Origin of the sequence: Neogemmobacter tilapiae (assembly GCF_014652215.1) — a bacterium.
In the GTDB taxonomy this organism is placed as follows: Bacteria; Pseudomonadota; Alphaproteobacteria; order Rhodobacterales; family Rhodobacteraceae; genus Neogemmobacter; species Neogemmobacter tilapiae.
Genome location: NZ_BMYJ01000007.1, coordinates 79,103 through 97,843, shown reverse-complemented (window position 1 = coordinate 97,843; position 18,741 = coordinate 79,103). Strand labels below are relative to the sequence as shown.

The 18,741-nt window shown below is 61.4% G+C and carries 10 protein-coding genes; all 10 read right to left on the bottom strand.

The window, feature by feature from the left end; genetic code table 11:
- Positions 1–58: 58 nt before the first annotated feature.
- A complete protein-coding gene (locus IE095_RS12295; RefSeq protein WP_189411966.1) occupies positions 59–1,762 on the bottom strand; it encodes a calcium-binding protein in 1,704 nt (567 codons plus the stop codon).
- Positions 1,763–1,815: 53 nt separating this feature from the next.
- Positions 1,816–4,647, bottom strand: a complete 2,832-nt coding sequence (locus IE095_RS12290; RefSeq protein WP_189411965.1) for a calcium-binding protein — start codon at positions 4,645–4,647, stop codon at positions 1,816–1,818.
- Positions 4,648–4,907: 260 nt separating this feature from the next.
- Positions 4,908–7,478 carry a calcium-binding protein gene (locus tag IE095_RS12285; RefSeq protein WP_189411964.1) on the bottom strand — a complete coding sequence of 857 codons (2,571 nt, stop codon included), beginning with the start codon at positions 7,476–7,478 and terminating at the stop codon, positions 4,908–4,910.
- Between the two features lie 233 nt (positions 7,479–7,711).
- Complete coding sequence (locus IE095_RS12280; protein ID WP_189411963.1) at positions 7,712–11,860, bottom strand: calcium-binding protein; 4,149 nt, start codon at positions 11,858–11,860, stop codon at positions 7,712–7,714.
- A 153-nt stretch (positions 11,861–12,013) separates the two neighbouring features.
- Complete coding sequence (locus IE095_RS12275; protein WP_189411962.1) at positions 12,014–13,315, bottom strand: NAD(P)/FAD-dependent oxidoreductase; 1,302 nt, start codon at positions 13,313–13,315, stop codon at positions 12,014–12,016.
- Positions 13,312–14,667 (bottom strand): glutamine synthetase family protein, encoded by a 1,356-nt coding sequence (locus tag IE095_RS12270; protein ID WP_189411961.1) that lies wholly within the window; start codon positions 14,665–14,667, stop codon positions 13,312–13,314. The genes IE095_RS12275 and IE095_RS12270 overlap by 4 nt, the downstream gene beginning before the upstream one ends.
- A 38-nt stretch (positions 14,668–14,705) precedes the next feature.
- Positions 14,706–15,386, bottom strand: coding sequence for a type 1 glutamine amidotransferase (locus IE095_RS12265; protein ID WP_189411960.1), 681 nt, complete (start codon positions 15,384–15,386; stop codon positions 14,706–14,708).
- Positions 15,387–15,452: 66 nt separating this feature from the next.
- Positions 15,453–16,790, bottom strand: coding sequence for a glutamine synthetase family protein (locus tag IE095_RS12260; RefSeq protein ID WP_189411959.1), 1,338 nt, complete (start codon positions 16,788–16,790; stop codon positions 15,453–15,455).
- A 193-nt stretch (positions 16,791–16,983) separates the two neighbouring features.
- Complete coding sequence (locus tag IE095_RS12255) at positions 16,984–17,811, bottom strand: ABC transporter permease (protein ID WP_189411958.1); 828 nt, start codon at positions 17,809–17,811, stop codon at positions 16,984–16,986.
- The gene (locus IE095_RS12250; RefSeq protein WP_189411957.1) at positions 17,808–18,695 is read right to left on the bottom strand and encodes an ABC transporter permease; all 888 of its coding nucleotides are present in this window, start codon (positions 18,693–18,695) and stop codon (positions 17,808–17,810) included. The genes IE095_RS12255 and IE095_RS12250 overlap by 4 nt, the downstream gene beginning before the upstream one ends.
- Positions 18,696–18,741: the final 46 nt, after the last annotated feature.

Here is an 18,741-nt window from a genome sequence, read left to right as displayed (position 1 = left end):
GATGGCGTCATGGTTTCCCCACCATGACGCCTGAATGCCCGAACCTATTCCCGCGAAATCAGAAAATGAAATCCGCCGCTGTCAACATCACCTTGTTCCCGATGGTCAGCGACCAATCCGCCCGCCCATCGCCGTTGACATCACCCTGCAAAAGTCCAGTCGCTTTAACATAGCGCACCTGATCGTCGTCCTTGGTAAAGGCGCGCCCGCCGATGAATTCGCCCCCCTTCATGAAACCCTGAAGGTTGATGTCATCCACCTTATGCCGGAAATCCATGATCCGGTCGCCGGTCGCCTCGGCTTTGCTGGAAAAGATGAAATCATCCGCCCCCGACCCACCCGTCAGGCTGTCCTTGCCCTTGCCGCCATTGACCTTGTCTTGTCCCCCATCGCCCAGCAGCCGGTCGCCGCCCGCCCCGCCGAACAGCGCGTCATTCCCCCCAGCCCCGTCTAGGCTATCGTTCCCGCCGACACCGGACATGCGGTCGGCAAAGCCGGTGCCCAGTTGATCATCGCCCCGCGCTGTGCCCGTCAGTTGAATCGCTTCGGTCCGCGGATCGAAGATTTTCCCCCGCGCATCCCAGATTGATGTGTCACCAACCGCCGCGCTCTGATCCGACCAAGCCACCACAAACCGACCATCGGCCAGCGCAGTGATCGAAGGCGCATAGTGCTGCAAGACCTCGGTGCTGCTGACCAACAGCTCGTCCCCCAGCGCCGTGCCATCCGCTGCAAAGACCTGCAAACGGATGTCGCCGCCGCCACTGTCATCATACCACGCGACCACAAAGCGGCCTTCGGTCAAAGCCTCTACACTGGGGCGTGTCTGTTCATCCCCCGTGGTCGTATTCGCCAAAAACTCTACCCCCGACTTGCTGCCATCGGGGTTGAAGATCTGCCCGCGCACAGCGCCCAAGGATGTGTCGCCACCCGTGGCACTGTCATCATGCCAGACCACCACAAAGCGCCCGTCGGTCAGCCCGGTGATAGACGAGTAGTCCTGATCCGAGCCCGTGGTCGTGTTGACCAGAAACTCGCTGCCTGAACGACTGCCATCGGCGTTGAACACCTGCGCGCGAACGGCATAGCCGTCCTGATCCCCCCCGGTTTCGCTGTAATCGGACCACGACAGCACAAAACGGCCATCCGCCAGCGTGGTGACCGATGGCTCTTCTTGATAGCCGTCGGTTGTGGTGGGTGCGACGAATTCCGCCCCGCGTTTGCTGCCATCCGCGTTGAAGATTTGCGCGCGGATGGCGGTATCCGATAAATCACTGCCGCTGGTCTGGCCCATGGCCGTCCAGGCCACCACGAAACCACCATCCTTCAGCGCTGTGATCGTCTGCTGGGTCTTCGCACCAGACAGGTCGGTTTGAACCAGAAACTCCGCTCCGGCCTTGCTGCCATCGGCGTTGAAAATTTGCGCACGGGTCGCGTCGTTTGATGGGTGGTCGCTGCTATAGCTTGAATCCGTCCAAGCCACGACAAATCGCCCGTCCGACAGAACCGTCAACGTCGGGTAAAGCTGATTGCCACTCGTGGTCGTATTGACCAGCACTTCGCCGCCAATGGCCACGCCCCTGGCATCAAAGCGTTGAAGATGCACGGCCGCATTGGACGTATCCCCGCCGGTCTTGCTGGCATCGGCCCAGACAGCGACAAACTGGCCGTTGGCCAGACCGGCAACGGCGGGGCTCCATTGCTCGTTCAGCGTCGTCGTGTTGATCAGAAACTCGCTGCCCTCTAAAACCGGTGTCGACATCGGCGTATTCCTTTCAAAGGGGCCGCGGCCTTTGCCGCAGGCCCCATGCAAAATCAGAATATGAAATCGCTTTTGGTCAGCAGCGGTTCACCCGCCAGCCGGATTGACCAATCGGCCTTACCATCGCCGTTCAGATCGCCCTGCAACAGGCCCAGTTCCTGCTCATAGCGCACCTGCCCCTTCTTATCGGTAAAGTCCCGCGCACCGATGTAAAGGTCGCCAATGGCTCCGACGTCGATCTTGTCCACCCCATGTTCAAAATCCACGATCCGCGCCCCCAGGGCCGCGTCCTTCGTCTTAAAGACAAAGACATCCGCCCCCTCGCCCCCTGTCAGCCGCGTCACATTCGCCGCCGAGGTGATCCGGTTCGCCCCATCGCCGCCAATCAGTTCCAGCGTCGAAGAACCCGCCCGCAGGTTCAGATTGGCATCCTCAAGGATCTGCAAAACCTCGATCTGGCCCAAAGTCGTGCCGTTCAGGGAAATGCTGACGGACTGCGCCACATCCCGCGTCCCGCCCCTCGCGGTTTCGACAACAACATCACCGGCGGTAAGGGTGTAGCGATCATTGCCCGCGCCCCCAACCATTCGGTCGGCTTCATCCTCGCCATCCAGCAGGTCGTTGCCATCGCCACCGCTTAGCGTGTCGCGCCCCGACCCTCCGTAAAGCGTGTCGTTGTCGCGTCCCCCGTTCAGTGTATCGCCGTCCGCCCCGCCAAACAGCGTGTCTGCCCCATCGCCGCCCTCCAGCCGGTCGCTGCCCGCATGGCCTTCGCCACGGTCATTGCCAAGCCCGCCAATCAGCGTGTCATTCCCGCCTTCAAAATCCCAGAACTGGTCATTGCCAGTCCCGCCCTCGGCGCGATCATCGCCGGCACCGCCAAACATCCCGTCATTGCCTTCACCGCCATAAAGGCTGTCGCTGTCGCCAAAACCTTGCAGTTCGTCATCGCCCTCACCACCGTAAAGCAGATCACGGCCGCCTTCCGTTCGCAGGCTGTCATTTCCAGCCCCGCCGTCTAGCGTGTTGTTGCCATGACCACCTTCGATCAGGTCATCGCCGATGCCCCCCGACAGGCTGTCGTTCCCCGCAACGACCTCGGCATCGCCAAGGATCCAGTCGTTTCCTGCGCCACCATCAATGGTGTCCGCACCGTCGTCCCCTAAAAGCGAGTCATGGCCGTCGCCGCCTTCCAGCAAATCGTTGCCCAACCCACCGCCCAAGCTGTCGTCGCCGAACCCGCCGATCAGACGGTCGTTGTCCGCATCGCCAAACAGGGTGTCGTTGCCCTCGCCTCCGGCTAGCGTATCATCACCGTCACCGCCGAACAGACCGTCCTGCCCATCCCCGCCCGACAGGTTGTCGAGCCCACCTTCCCCGTAAAGAAGGTCATCGCCAAGGCCACCATCCAAGGTATCGTTCCCAGACCCGCCATACATCGAATCCCGTCCGGCCCCGCCCAAAAGACTGTCGTTCCCGTCCTCGCCGTTCAGCCCGTCGTTGTCGTCGCCGCCGTCCAGCGTATCGTCTCCCGCCCCGGCATGGATGTTGTCATCGCCCGCATCGCCGGAAAGGCTGTCGTTTTCCGGCACATCAAACCAGATTTCATACTGGTCCCGCAGGGTGTCATTCCCCGCCCCACCGAACAGCGTATCCGAGCCGCCGTAGCCGTGCAGAAAATCGTCGCCCTCGCCCCCCAACAGACTGTCATTGCCCTCATTGCCCTCTAGGCTGTCATTCCCCGATCCGCCCAGCAGCGTGTCGTTGAAGGCCCCGTTGCCCCCCCGCAACGTGTCATCGCCTTCACCGCCATCCAAAAGGTCTTCACCGTCGAACCCATTGATGTCGTCATTCCCCGCGCCGCCAAACAGGCTGTCATTGCTGTCGTCATAGCCCGGTGCATTCGTGCCGTCATAGATTCCACCGAACAGCACATCGGCCCCATCGCCACCCTCCATCGAATCCGCGCCGGCACCGCCCACCAACGTATCCTGCCCGTTACCGCCAGAAAGGCTGTCGCTGCCCGCCCCGCCATACAGCCTGTCCTGCCCCTCACCGCCGTCCAGCCTGTCGTCGCCGTCCTCACCATACAGCGCATCGTTTCCGTCGCCGCCGTCCAAGCTGTCATTGCCGCCGCCCGCCACCATTAGGTCGGCCCCATTGCCGCCCGTCAGCGTGTCTTGCCCGGTTCCCGCCCACAACTGATCGTCGCCCTCACCCCCGGTCAGACGATCATCCCCATCGCCCCCTTCCAGCGTGTCGTCGCCGGATCCGCCATTCAGCAGATCGTTGCCAACCCCGCCAGCCAGACTGTCATTCCCACCCTCCGCCAGCAGCGTGTCATCGCCATCGCCACCCGTCAGCGTATCGTCGCCCGCCCCGCCCAGAACCGAGTCATTCCCGGTCCCGCCGTCCAGCGTGTCATTCCCCTCGCGCCCCGTGATCGTATCGCGCCCCGCATCGCCATAGGCGGCACTGCTGCCGCCAAAGATCTCGATCACATCATCGCCATCGCCGCCATAGATCAGATCATTGCCATCCAACCCCAACAGCGTGTCATTCCCCGCGCCGCCATAAAGGCTGTCATTCCCGCTTTGATCCCAAACATCGTCATTCCCGGCCCCGCCCTCCAGCCAGTCATTTCCGAAATAGGATTCGACGGTATCGTCCCCATCGCCCGCCTCGACGCTGTCGTTGCCCGAAAGATCCGTGATGAAGTCATCACCCGTGCCGCCCAGCAGCGTGTCATTACCATCCCCACCGGCCAGCCCGTCATTCCCCGCATCGCCGTCGATCAGATCATTGCCACCAAAGCCATTGATCGTGTCGGCGTCGCCAGTCCCTACCAGCGTATCGTTGTCCTCAGTGCCCGGAATAACAGCCATCATTCGATCCTTTCAGGCCTGCGCCGCGCGCAAGCAATGCTATCCCGAGGCCAAGGCCACGGACAAAAAATCCTGCTGGTTGCGCCGACCTGTGGGGCGGGGGCGGTCCAAGGCCCCGACCTAGGGGATGCAAACCCCTCGCGCAAATCATACGATCCCCACAACCTATGTGTGTCCAAGAACGACCGCCAAAGCAAGCCCCGGCGGTCGCCAAAAGAATAGCAAAGGCGACAGGCTTGCGCCCGTCGCCTGTCACGCGATCAAAGGATCAGATCATCCGCCCCCAACCGCGTGCCTTCCTCCAGCCGGATGGTCCAGTCGGCCTTGCCATCGCCGTTGATATCCCCCTCCAACAGCCCCTCGGCCCGCACATAGCGCACCTCGCCCTTCCGTTCCGAAAAGGCATCATTGCCGATAAAGCGGCTGCCGATCGCGCTCAGCCGGATCATGTCCTCACCTCTGGCAAAGTCACCGATCATCGCACCATCCGCCGCGATCTTGCTGCCAAAGACAAAGACATCTGCCCCGGCATCGCCGAACATCTGCCGGGTCTCGGCTCCCGCGTGCAGAGTGTTTTCGCCTTCGTTCCCCCGCATAAACCGCACTTCACCACCAGCCCGCAGGTTCAGATCCAGCGTGCCCGTCAAACGCAGCCCCTCGATATTCGCGAAATCCGCCCCGTTCAGCGACATCGTCTCGCTGCGCAACCGGTCAAAACCCTCATTGGCCTGCTCCACCACTTCACTGCCCGCCACGATCAGATAGGTGTCATCCCCTGCCCCGCCGACCAGCGTATCCAACCCTTCCGATCCATCCAGCAGGTCATTGCCTGCCTCGCCCGACAGGCTGTCATTGCCCAGCCCACCGATCAGTTGATCGTCCTGCGCCCCGCCCCGCAGCAGGTCATGGCCATCCCCGCCTTCCAGCAAGTCATTCCCCGCATCGCCGTTCAGCGTATCGTCGCCCAACCCGCCATAAAGCGTGTCATCGCCCGTGCCGCCGCTGGCACTGTCAGCCCCGAACTGGCCATCCAGCAGGTCGTTGCCTTCGCCGCCGAAAAGAATGTCCGTCTGATCACCCGCCAGGATCGTGTCGTGACCCGCCCCGCCTTCCAGCACGTCCAGACCGACGTTGCCATCCAGCAGGTCATCCCCATCGCCACCCCGCAACAGATCGCCGTCGGCGCCGCCATACAGCTGGTCGTTCCCCGCCCCACCATCCAGAAGGTCGGTGCCGGAATCGCCAAGCATCAGGTCATTGCCCCCATCCCCCCGGATCGTGTCGTCCCCGGAATGGCCCAGCAATTCGTCATCGCCCTCCCCGCCTTCCAGCAGATCATGGCCTGCCTCGCCCAACAGCGTGTCAGCACCCGCGCCACCAAAGACTTGGTCATGCCCGTCCCCCCCGGCCACAAGGTCAGCATCATTCCCGCCATCCAGCGTATCCTGCCCCTGACCCCCATACAGGCTGTCCGCCCCGTCGCCCCCTGTCACGCTGTCATCGCCACTGCCCGCGTCGACGAAATCCATCCCCGCCCCGGCCGTGATCGTGTCATTGCCCCAACTGTCCGCGATCCGGTCATCGCCATCCCCGGCATCCATCCAGTCGTTGCCACCATCCCCCAAAAGCGAGTCATTCCCGATGCTGCCGACAAGCGTGTCATCCCCATCGCCGCCCACAACCGTGTCATGCCCATCGTCGCCCTGCACCACGTCGTTGCCGCTGCCGCCATAGACGCGGTCATCGTCATTGCCGCCATACAGCGTGTCATTGCCGATATCCCCGATAATCTCATCGGCGCCATCGTCACCCACCAGCACATCGTCCCCGGTCACGCCGATCAAGAAATCCGCCCCAGCGCCACCCATCAGCGTGTCATTGCCAGCACCGCCGTCCAGATGGTCGGCCTCATTACCCCCGCTCAGGCTATCATTGCCATCCCCGCCATAAAGGCTGTCGGTGCCATTGCCGCCGTCCAGCGTATCGTTCCCCGCATGGCCGTTCAGCCGATCCGCGCCATCGCCGCCGCTCAGGCTGTCGTCGCCGTCGTCCCCGCTCAGCGCGTCTGCCCCGTCACCGCCTGCCAGAATGTCATTCCCAGCCCCGCCGAACAGGTCGTCATCCCCATTGCCGCCCGACAAACTGTCCGTGTCGTTGCCGCCATACAGCCGATCCGCCCCCTCGCCCCCCGAAAGCGTGTCATGGCCGTTCGAACCGTAAAGCGTATCGCTAGCGCCCCCACCATCCAGCGAGTCATTGCCGCTGCCGCCCATCATGTCGTCCGTGCCAGCACCGCCGATCAGCGTATCATCCCCCTCATCGCCCGAGGCCAGGTTGAACTGGTTGTCGTCGCCCACCTCGATCAGGTCATTGCCTTCGCCGCCCCACAGGCTGTCTTGCCCCGCACCGCCATACAGGCTGTCGTCCCCGGCATCACCGCTTAGATAATCCAGCCCGTCATTCCCCAGCAGCAGATCATTGCCATCCCCACCGTAAAGGTCGTCCTGTTCCACCCCGCCATCCAGCGTGTCGTTTCCCTCGCCACCCTCCAGCGAATCGCTGCCGAAATCGCCCATCAGGCTGTCATCGCCGTCTTGCCCGTTCAGGGAATCGTCACCCCAATCTCCAAACAGCGTGTCGTTGCCTTCTGCGCCTTGCAGCACATCGTTGCCGTCAAACCCTTCCATGGAATCGTCGCCTTCGCCGCCGTCCATGACATCGTCGCCTTGATCCCCGAACATGTAGTCATTGCCGCCATAGCCCAGCATGAAATCAGCGCTGATGGTGCCTGCCAAAGTATCGTTGTTCGGGGTGCCTTCGATCAAAGCCATGGGTTCCTCATCGGGGTTGGATTGGGTTGGGGTGGGCCCGGCCGAAAACGCCCGGACAAATATTCTCATGCGCCCGCGGCCACTGCGACAAGGCGCGGCCAATTCGCCCGCACCAAGTCACAGCCGCAAACGTTTGCGCCCCCACCAACGCAATCTTGCCGCGAAAAGTCCCCAGGTCAACCCGGCGGAATATAGACCATAGTCATAGACTTACTCCGCCGGCGCGGCCTGCATCAAAGCAGCAGATCGTCCTCACCCAAACGCGTCCCCGCGCCCAGCTTCAGAACAAAATCCGCCACGCCGTCGCCGTTGACATCACCCAGCAGACGCCCGGTTTCGCGCACATAGCGCACCTCACCCGCTGTCCCGCTGAAGGCGTCCTTGCCGATGAACTCGCCCCGACCTGGCAGCGCACGCAGGTTGATCACATCCTCACCGCGCTGGAAATCGGTGATCCGGTCGCCGTCCGCCTCGCCCGCCGTTGCAAAGACAAAGACATCGGCCCCATCACCACCGCTCAGCGTATCCGTGCCCCGACCAGCAACAATCCGGTTGTCCCCGTCATTCCCGATCAGACGATTCGCCTTGCCATCCCCGATCAGATTCAGATCTGCCGATCCGGTCAGGCGCAACACCTCGACAAAGGCCAGATCCGCTGCCTTCAGCGTCATTCGATCGCTGACAGCCACATCCCTTGCCCCGCCGTTCCGCGTTTCGACAACTTCGGAACCCAAGCTCAGCACATAGCGATCATTGCCCTTGCCGCCCACAAGCAGGTTTTGCCCGCTCGCCCCGCCCAGCACATCATCGCCCGCACCGCCATAGATGCTGTCGGCCCCCTCGCGGCCCCAAAGCCGGTCGTTGCCCGCGCCGCCATAGATCAAATCATCGCCCAGACCGCTATCGACCCAATCATCACCTTCGCCACCATAGACGCTGTCGGCCCCGCCGCCCGAGTTGACGGTGTCGTTGCCCACACCACCGATGACGCTGTCCGCCCCATCGCCCGAATAGACCGAGTCATTCCCGGCCCCCAAATCAACTTGGTTATCACCATTGCCCGCGTTGACCATGTCGTCACCATCACCGCCCGCAATGGTGTCGGCCCCACCACTGGCGATGATCGCATCATTCCCGGCTCCGCCATCGATGCTGTCGGCGTCGATGTTCCCCAGCATGGAATCCGCGCTGATGATCCAATCATCCCCGTCGCCGCCCAGAATGGTATCCGACCCATACCAGCCGTAAAGCGAGTCATTGCCCGCCCCACCGTCCAACAGGTCATTGCCGACATCGCCTTGCAGCGCGTCGTCGCCGTCGCCCCCGGTCAGGCTGTCGTCGCCATCCCTGCCGTTCAGCGTGTCATTGCCCGCACCACCCGTCAGGCTGTCGTCGCCATCGCCGCCGTCCAGCGTGTCGTCGCCCGCATCGCCATGCAGCGTATCGGCCCCCGCAGCCCCCAGCAGGCTGTCGTTGCTTTCGCCGCCTTCGATCAGATCGTCGCCCGCTGCACCGTCGACGGTGTCATCCCCCGCACCGCCATAAAGGCTGTCATTTCCGTTCGGCTGCCCAGCACTCTCACCATAGATCAGGTCGTTGTCCGCCCCACCATAGATCAGGTCTGCACCGCCCTCGCCATAGATGGTATCGTTCCCGTCGCCACCATAGACGCTGTCGTTTTCCGGCGATTGCCAGTCATGGTCGTCAAAGATCAGGTCATCGCCCGCGCCACCATAGATCAGGTCCGGCCCATAAATGCCGTGGATCGTGTCGTCGCCATCCCCGCCGTCCAGCGTGTCCATCCCGCTTTCCGGCCCGCTCAACGCGCCTCCACCCCCTCCACCAAACAGCAGATCATTGCCCGCACCGCCTGTCAGGCTGTCATTGCCTGCCCAGCCATCCAGCGTGTCATCGCCATCATCGCCGGTCAGCGTGTCATTCCCCGCATCGCCCAACAGACTATCGTTGCCTTCCGCCCCGATCAGCAGATCATCACCATCCCCGCCATGGGCCACATCATGGCCATCCCCGGCGCTCAGCAGATCGTTGTCGTCGTTCCCCGACAGCACATCATTGCCCTCGCCGCCATAGACCGAGTCATCCCCCAAGCCCCCTTGGGCAATGTCATTGCCCTCATCGCCTTCCAGCCTGTCATTGCCCTCACCGCCCAACAGCGTGTCATTCCCCTCGCCGCCAAACAGAACATCCGCCCCATTGCCGCCGAAAAGACTGTCCTGATCATTGCCGCCATAGGCCGTGTCATTACCATCATCGCCTTGCAGCACGTCATCCCCGGCCTCACCGCGCAGCATGTCGTTCCCGTTGCCGCCCGACAGGTTATCCGCCCCGTCATGGCCCAACAGTTCGTCATTGCCCTCGCCGCCATAGGCCACATCGTCGCCTTCTGACCCGTCCAGCAGATCGTCGCCATTCCCGCCAGTAAGCGTGTCGTTGCCGGAAAGCCCACTCAGCGTGTCATTCCCCTCGCCGCCCTGCATGCTGTCATCGCCTGCGCCACCGAACATGCTGTCATTTCCGGCATCGCCCGAAATGGTATCATTGCCGTCATCACCGTCCAGCGTGTCATCGCCCAGACCACCATACAGATAGTCCGTCTCGGTTCCCCCATCGAGGCTGTCATTTCCGTCGCCGCCATAAAGGCTGTCCACGCCTTGTTCACCTCGCAGCGTGTCATCGCCATTGTCGCCGGAAAGATAATCCTGCCCCGAACCGCCTTCCAGCAGATCGTTGTCATTGCCGCCATAAAGGTCATCCGCCCCTTGGCCGCCATAAAGCGAATCTGCGCCATTGCCGCCTTCGACCGAGTCATCGCCAATGTCGCCTTCCAGCGAGTCATTGCCGTCCTGCCCGTTCAGCGTGTCATCGCCCCATTCGCCGAACAGGGTGTCGTCACCGTCACCCCCTTGCAGCACATCATCGCCATCATAACCGTTCAGGCTGTCATTGCCCGCACCGCCATCCATCGTGTCATCGCCCCAATCCCCATACAGGTAATCGTTGCCTTCGCCACCCGACATCAGGTCATTGTGGTCGCCGCCATTCATCCAATCGTCGCCATCGCCACCATAAAGCTGATCATTCCCGCTGCCGCCCGCCAATTGGTCATTGCCGCTATCCCCGGCCAGCGTGTCATTGCCACTGCCGCCGTCCAGCGTATCGCCGTCATTGCCGCCGAAAATCAGATCAGCACCATCGCCGCCGTCCAGACTGTCCGTCCCGTTGCCCCCCGACAGGGTATCCGTCTCGCTTCCACCCGAAAGCGTATCGTCGCCCTCGCCCCCGGACAGGCTGTCTGTCCCACTGCCGCCCGACAGGCTGTCGTTGCCTTCGTTCCCGTTCAGCGTATCCGCCCCATCCTCGCCCGCCAGCGTGTCATTCCCCTCGCCCGCCTCCAGATGGTCGCTGCCATTGCCGCCGAACAGACTGTCATTCCCCGCGCCACCGTAAAGCCAATCCACCCCGTCGCCGCCATAAAGACGGTCCTCGCCGTCATCGCCCATCAGCGTGTCGTTGTCTTCATCGCCCGTCAGCGTGTCATCGCCATTGTCGCCCCGGATCGAATCCCGCCCAGCCCCGCCGACCAGCGAGTCATTGTCATTGCCGCCGAACAGCGTGTCGTTGTCGCCACCGCCATAAAGGCTGTCGCGGCCATTCCCGCCCTCCAGATAATCGGTGCCAGCCTCGCCATAGCCATCGTCATGACCATCACCGCCATAGATGCTGTCATTCCCGGTATAGCCCAGAAAGAAGTCATCCCCCGTATCGCCCGACATGCTGTCGTCGCCTTCGTCGCCATGCAGCCGGTCATTGTTGTTACCGCCCGCGATGGTGTCATTCTCGCTGCCCCCTTGCAGCGTGTCATGGCCATCGCCGCCATACATCAGATCGCTGCCCGCACCGCCCTGCACCAGATCGGCACCGCCATCGCCCGAAAGCGTGTCGTCGCCATCGTCGCCGATAACAAGATCGTCCCCCGAATTGCCCGACACGCTGTCGTTGTCCGCCCCGCCCTCCAGCGTTTCACGATCAAATCCGCCCATCAGCGTGTCGCGGCCGGTCCCGCCATAGAACACGTTGTTCCCGCTGCCCCCGCCGGTCATGTAATCGTCGCCATTCCCGCCATACAGAAAGTCGGTGTCCGGCCCGCCGTCGATCGTGTCGTTGCCGTTGTCGCCATGGATCGTATCGTTCTCAAAGAACCCGCTCAGCGTGTCATCACCCTCACCGCCAAAGATCAGGTCATTGCCGCTCCAGCCGATGACAGTATCATTCCCGCCCCGCGCCTCGATCGTGTCATCCCCGTCGGAATTGCCGCCAATGAATTCGGGGTTGTCCGTTCCGATGATCAACGCGCTGGGCATGGTTCCAATCCTTTCAGGACGAATGTTCGGTCGTGATGACAAGTGCAAGCAATCCCAGCCCTTATACCGCCCCCACGGGCCGGACTGTGTGCGAAGTCACAAAAGCTGAAAAAAATTTAGCTGTCTACATCCGACCGACATATTTTGTCGGATTTATAGGCCCAGCCTATCCCTCAGGGCATACCAGGTCATCGCCAAAACAAGCAAAGGTTGTCGCAGGCTGGGTCCGCCGGGGAAACGATGTTGCGGCAGGCGGGCCATCAAATCAAAGCCTTCGGCCTGTCCTTGAACGGCTTTTGCCATCATTTTCCCTGCCAAAGTTGCCAAAGCAACGCCATGGCCGGAATAGCCCGAAGCGGAAAAGACATTCGGCTGCGGTCTGATGAAACAGGGCAAGCGATTGACCGTAATCGCCAAAGTCCCACCCCAAGCATAATCGATTTTAACATCCGATAATTGCGGATAAACCTGCAACATCGGCTTTTTAACGGTTTTGACTATATCTGGGAAACGATAGCCGTAACTCTCCCCGCCCCCGAACAACAACCGCCCGTCCTCTGACAGCCGCCAGTAATTCACCACGAACCGGCTGTCCGCCACCGCCACGGGTTTCGACAAAACTTCCCGCGCGCGATCCCCCAAAGGTTCCGTTGCCAGAATGAAATTGTTGATCGGCATCACCTTGGCCGCAACCTTCGGCTCCAGCCCACCCAAGTATCCGTTGCAGGCCAGCAGAACATGCCCTGCCCGCACCACTCCGCCTTCAGTCTTTACTAAGACCGGATCACCGGGCGTCAATTCCAGAACGGCGCTTTCCTCATGGATCACCGCGCCTTTCGCCAAAGCGGCCTTGGCCAGACCAATCGCATAGTTCAGCGGGTGCAAATGCCCCGCGCCCCAGTCGATCTCGCCGCCCTCATAGGCCTCTGACCCGATCAGCGCGCGGATGCCATTCCGATCCAGCGGTTCAAGCTGGGAATACCCATAATCCCGCGCCAGACGATCCGCATAGTGATGCGCCGCCTTGACCTCGCCCTTCGTCCGGCAGGCATGGGCCACGCCGGGATGAAAGGTGACGGGCATCGCATGGTCAGCAATCAGCGATTTGACCAGCGCCTTCGCATCCTCGGCCAATTGCCACAGCTTGGCCGCCTCGGCCCGTGAAACCATCCGTTCCAGCGTGTCCTGATCCAGCCGCTGACCAGACCCCACCTGCCCGCCATTGCGCCCCGAGGCACCAAAGCCCACCCGATGCGCCTCCAGCACGACCACCCGCAACCCAGCCTCAGCCAGATGCAGTGCCGCCGAAAGCCCGGTGTAACCCGCCCCCACAATGCAGACATCGGCCGCCACGTCGCCCTGCAAGGGCGGCTGCCGGTCAAAGGGGGCCATTGTCGCCGCGTAATAGGACGGGGGATATTCCCCCGCCTTGTCGTTGGCATACAGCAGATTCATACGTTCAACAGCAGATGCTGACGTTCCCAAGGGCTGATCACCTGAAGAAACTCTTTGTATTCATTGCGTTTGACGGAAACATAGACCTTGATGAACTCTTCCCCCAGCACCGCGCACAGGGCCTTGTCATCTTCCAAAAGGTCCAAAGCATCGCCCAGATTCTGCGGGATGTCGTCATTGTCGATATAGGCGCTGCCCACGAATTCGGGCCTTGAAGCCTTTTTCTCCATCAGCCCCAAATAGCCACAGGCAAGGCTCGCCGCGATCCCCAGATAGGGGTTGCAATCCATCCCCGGCAGCCGGTTTTCGATCCGCCGCGCCTCGGGCCCAGAAATCGGCACCCGCAGCCCCGTCGTCCGGTTGTCCCGCCCCCATTCCAGATTGATCGGGGCCGCAAAGTCCGGCACGTACCGCCGATAGCTGTTCACATAGGGCGCCAGCAACGCAATCGCCCCCGACAGGTGGTTCTGCATCCCGGCGATGAAATGCCCGAAATATTCGGTTTCCACCCCTTTGCGGTCGGCAAAGATGTTCTTGCCGGTCTTTGTATCCACAACCGAATGGTGGATGTGCATTGCGCTCCCCGGCTCGCCTTCGATCGGTTTCGCCATGAAGGTGGCAAAGCAGTCATGCCGCAGCGCCGCCTCGCGGATCAGCCGTTTAAAGAAGAACACCTCATCCGCCAACCGCACCGGATCGCCATGCGCCAGGTTCAACTCGATCTGGCCCGCCCCGCCCTCTTGCAGGATGCCGTCAATTTCCAGACCCTGCGCCTCGGCATAGTCATAGATATCGTCGATCACCTTGCCATATTCGTCGATGGCCGACAGCGAATAGGCCTGTTTTGCCGCTGCCTGCCGCCCTGTCCGCCCCATCGGCGGCACAACGGGCATGTTCGGATCAATATTCCGCGCCGTCAGGAAAAATTCCATCTCGGGTGCCACAACCGGCGTCCAGCCCTGCGCATTGAACAGCCCCACGATCCGCTTCAACACGTTCCGCGGGCTGAATGAAATCGGTGCCCCCTGCTGATCCATCGCATCATGGATCACCTGCAAGGTCACGTCCGCCGTCCAAGGCGCTGCCGTCGCCGTGCTGAAATCCGGCACCAGAACCATGTCCGGTTCCGTAAAGGCATCAAACGGATTGTCTGCCCATTCCCCCGTGATCGTCTGCAAAAAAATCGAATTGGGCAGGAAATAGCTGGTCTGCTTGCCGAACTTCGCCGCCGGCATCGCCTTGCCCCGCGCCACTCCCGCCACATCCGGGATCACGCATTCCACCTCGTCGACCCTGCGGCCACCGATATAATCTTTTGCCGCCTCGGGCAGCTTATCCGTCCAGTCGGACATGGTTCACACTCTGATTTCGGCCCTTCGGCCCGTGGAAATTACCCGTTCGGGTTTTTGAAAAATTCCGCAATCCGGGCCGCAATCCGACCGGAAGAGTTCCCCTCCCCCAACCGGGCCGAGGCCCGTTCCATAAGGTCCGCAGGCACAAGGCCCGGCCCCCTTGTCTTCATCAGCCCATCGACAAAATCGTCGGCAAATTCCGGATGCGCCTGCACCGTGAACGCCTTGTTCCCATAAAGCAGCGCCGCGTTCTCGCAGAAATCATTGCAGGCCACGACCTCAGCCCCTTGCGGTTTCTGCACCACCTGATCCCGGTGCCAGGCATTCAAAGTGATCTTTTCGCCGCCGAAATCATAATCCGTCGGCCCCACCGACCAGCCTTTTTCGAACCTTTCCACAACCCCACCCATCGCCTGCGCGATGATCTGATGTCCAAAACAAACACCAACCAGCGGAACCCCCGCCGCAAACACCTTGCGGATGAAATCCTCCAGCACCGGGATAAAGGCATGATCTTCATAGGCCCCATGCCGCGATCCGGTGATCAGCCAGCCATCGGCGTCATGGACCGAGGTCGGGAATTCCATCGCCTCCACATGCCATGTTTGAAACGTAAACCCCTGCCCGGACAGCAGCGTTTCGAACATATCCGGATAGTCGCCTGCCTCTGCACGCAGAACGTCGGGGGATTGGCCGGTTTGCAGGATGCCGATCTTCATGGGTCTGTCCGATTTTTCATCATTCTAGGCGCGCGGCCCGCCGCTGACAACGGGCCGCACCAAGGGTCACACCGTATCCAGATACAGCTCCACCTGTTCTTCCGGCGACAGCTCCGCGATGTAATGCAGCTCCTGCCGTTTCGTCTGTACCAGATTGCGGATGATCTCGGGTGGCAGGATCCTGGGCAGGATCGTGCTTTTCTCAAACGCCTCAATCGCCTCGGCCCAGGTCGAAGGGATCTGCGGCAGGTCTTCCTCCGCATAGGCATTGCCCACAATCGCCGAAGGCGGCTCCATCCCCTGCGTGATCCCGTCCAAGGCTGCGCCCAAGATCGCCGCCAGCATCAGATAGGGGTTCACATCCCCCCCCGCCACCCGATGTTCAATCCGCCGCGCCGCCGGGTTCCCCGCTGGAATCCGGATCGCCGCCGTCCGGTTCTCATAGCCCCAACAGATCGAGGTCGGCGCATGTTTCCCCGGCACCAGCCGTTCATAGCTGTTCTGATGCGGCGCAAAGATCAGCGCGCTGTCATGCATCGCATTCAGGCACCCCGCCACTGCCGAACGCAGCGTCGCCGTCCCCTTGGGCCCGCCGCTGTCAAACACATTGTCCCCCGATTCATCGACCACGGAAAAATGCGTATGCAGCCCCGACCCCGAATATTCCGGATAGGGTTTCGCCATGAAACTGGCCGCAAAGCCATGCCGCCGCGCCAGACCCTTCACCAGCATCTTGAACAGCCACGCATCATCCGCCGCCCGCAACGCGTCGTCGCAATGCATCAGGTTCACTTCGAACTGGCCCAGACCCGTCTCGCTGGTCGTCGTGTCGGCCGGAATGTCCATCGCTTCGCAGGCGTCATAAAGATCGGTAAAGAACGTATCGAACGCATCCAAGGCCCGGATCGACAGCGTTTCCGCTGCTTTCCGCCGTTTCCCTGAACGCGGACTGGGGGGCACTTGCAGCGTCTTGCCGCTGTCGTCGATCAGAAAGAATTCCAGTTCGATCGCCACCACTGGCGTCAACCCCCGCGCCTTGTAACGGTCGATCACCGCCCGCAAAGCATGGCGCGGATCGCCCTCATAGGGCTGCCCGTTTTCCCTGAACATCCAGATCGGCAACAGCGCCGTCGGCGCCTCCAGCCAGGGCATTGGCATGAAACCCCGTTCCGTTGGCTTCAAAACCCCATCCTGATCGCCCTGCTCAAAAACCAGCGGGCTGTCGTCGATATCCTCGCCCCAGATGTCGAGGTTCAGCACCGAGAAGGGGAACCGTGTTCCATCCTTCACCACCTTGTCGGCAAAACGCGCCGGAACACGTTTGCCACGGGCCTGCCCATTCAGGTCAGCCGCCGCCACCCGGATTGTCCGCACCTCGGGGTGCTTGCGCAAATAGTCTTTCATCATCATCGTTCAAAGGATGCCGGGGCAACCGCTTACGCGACCCCATCCCGCACCAAAGGCGCAGGCCGGGATCATGCCCTTGATCCGTTCTCCCATCTGTTGACCGTTTCCGTGTCCGGCGTCTTGGCAACGCCCACGCCGCGTCCCTGCGCGGTTCCGGGCAAGCCCGGCGAATTTGATCAAATCCAGCCTACTATCGCACCAACTGTGGACGCAAGCGAATTCTTTTCCTTTGATTTCCCGGCAGATGCCGGTTTAGCCGCGCATTGATCAGCCCCATGATCCCAGTGATCACCAAGGTCAGCAAGATGAAATAAAAGGCCACGATGGGATAGGGCACAAACGGGTTGAACGTCTTGTCAGCGAAATAATTCGCATAATACAGCGCATCCCCCCGCTGCTGAAACGCCGGAAAGGCGCTGAAAAACACCAGCGTCGTCGCATGGAACAAAAAGATCGCCTCGTTCGTATAGGCGGGCCAGCCCAGCCGCATCATGGTCGGCCATTCGATCCGCCGGAACCTTTTCCACCCGGTCATGCCATAGGCATCCGCCGCCTCCAGATCGCCCTTCGGAATGGTCCGCAGCGCCCCGTAAAAGATTTCCGCCGAATAGGCTGCCGTGTTCAGGAACAGCACGATCAGCGCCCCGGCCCAAGCCTTGGTCAGCCAGCTTGTCGCAATCGTCAGCCCGAAAAGGTTGATCCCCGCGCGCGGCAGCAGGATCAAAATCTGATAGGCGAGAAAGAACTGAATGAACAAAGGCGATCCGCGGAACACAAAGATGAACGCCTCTGCCGGCTTGCGCAGCCACGGATTGCGCGAGGCTTTCGCCAGCGCCAAGGCATTCGCCAGAAAGAACCCGGTGCAAAGCGCGATCAGCCCGAAATAAACGTTCCAGATCAGACCCGACCCGATCAGCGTGAATTGCTGGCAGATGGTGAAATCGGTCTTTGGCAACAGCTTTTCGCCGTAACCCAGACTGCGAAAGGCATAGGCCTGAACGGTGTCCCAGCAGCTCATGCCACAGCCCCCGCCTTGCGCAAGGCCTCACCCGCTGCCGTCGCTTGGCCCTTGGACAGCCGCGCCGACAACCGCCTTAGCACCTTTTCCGAACCCCATGTCATCAACAGGTAAAACGCCATCAGCCCCAAGAAATACCACAACCGCCAGTCGGGGTGCGGATATTCATAGGCCTGCGTCTTCGACCCGCCCAACTCCCGCGCGAAATAGACGATGTCTCGCACCCCCAGCAAAAACAGCAAGGGTGTCGCCTTGATCAGGATCAGCCACAGGTTCGACAGGCCGGGCAAAGCATAGGTCCACATCTGCGGCACCAGAATCCGCCGATGCACCTGTCGATGCGTCATGCCGTAAGCCTCGGCTGTTTCCAACTGCGCCCGCGGCACGGCATTCATCGCGCCGTACAGCACATTCGCCACAAAGGCCCCAAAGACGATGGAAAAGGTCACCACCGCCAAGCCAAAACCATAGATCTGATGCACCACCGGGGCCGTCCCCGCCTGCGGCACCTTGGCCGCCGGGCAGACCTTGAACTCCAACCCCTGCCGGACAGGTTCGGTCCAGTCGGGGCAGACGATCTGATGCTTTGTCCATTCAATCGCCTGATCCAAGGCAATGACAAAGAACAGGAAAAAGATGATATCCGGGATGCCCCGCACCATGGCGATATAGCACTTTCCGAACATCCGCACCGGCAGCGAATGCGACCTTGCCGCCGTCGCCCCGCCATAACCGAACATCAAGGCCATCGGGGCTGTGCAGGCCAACAAGGCCAGCACCACCACAAAGGCCCAATAGAAATCGATGTGCTTGCCCGACGTCAGATAGCAGCTGGCCCAAGCCAACCCTTCCAGCGTCTTCGGTGCGCTACAATCCAGAAACATCGGGCATCCTTGGCAAAGGGGGGCGGGCCGACCCGCCCCCGTTCAG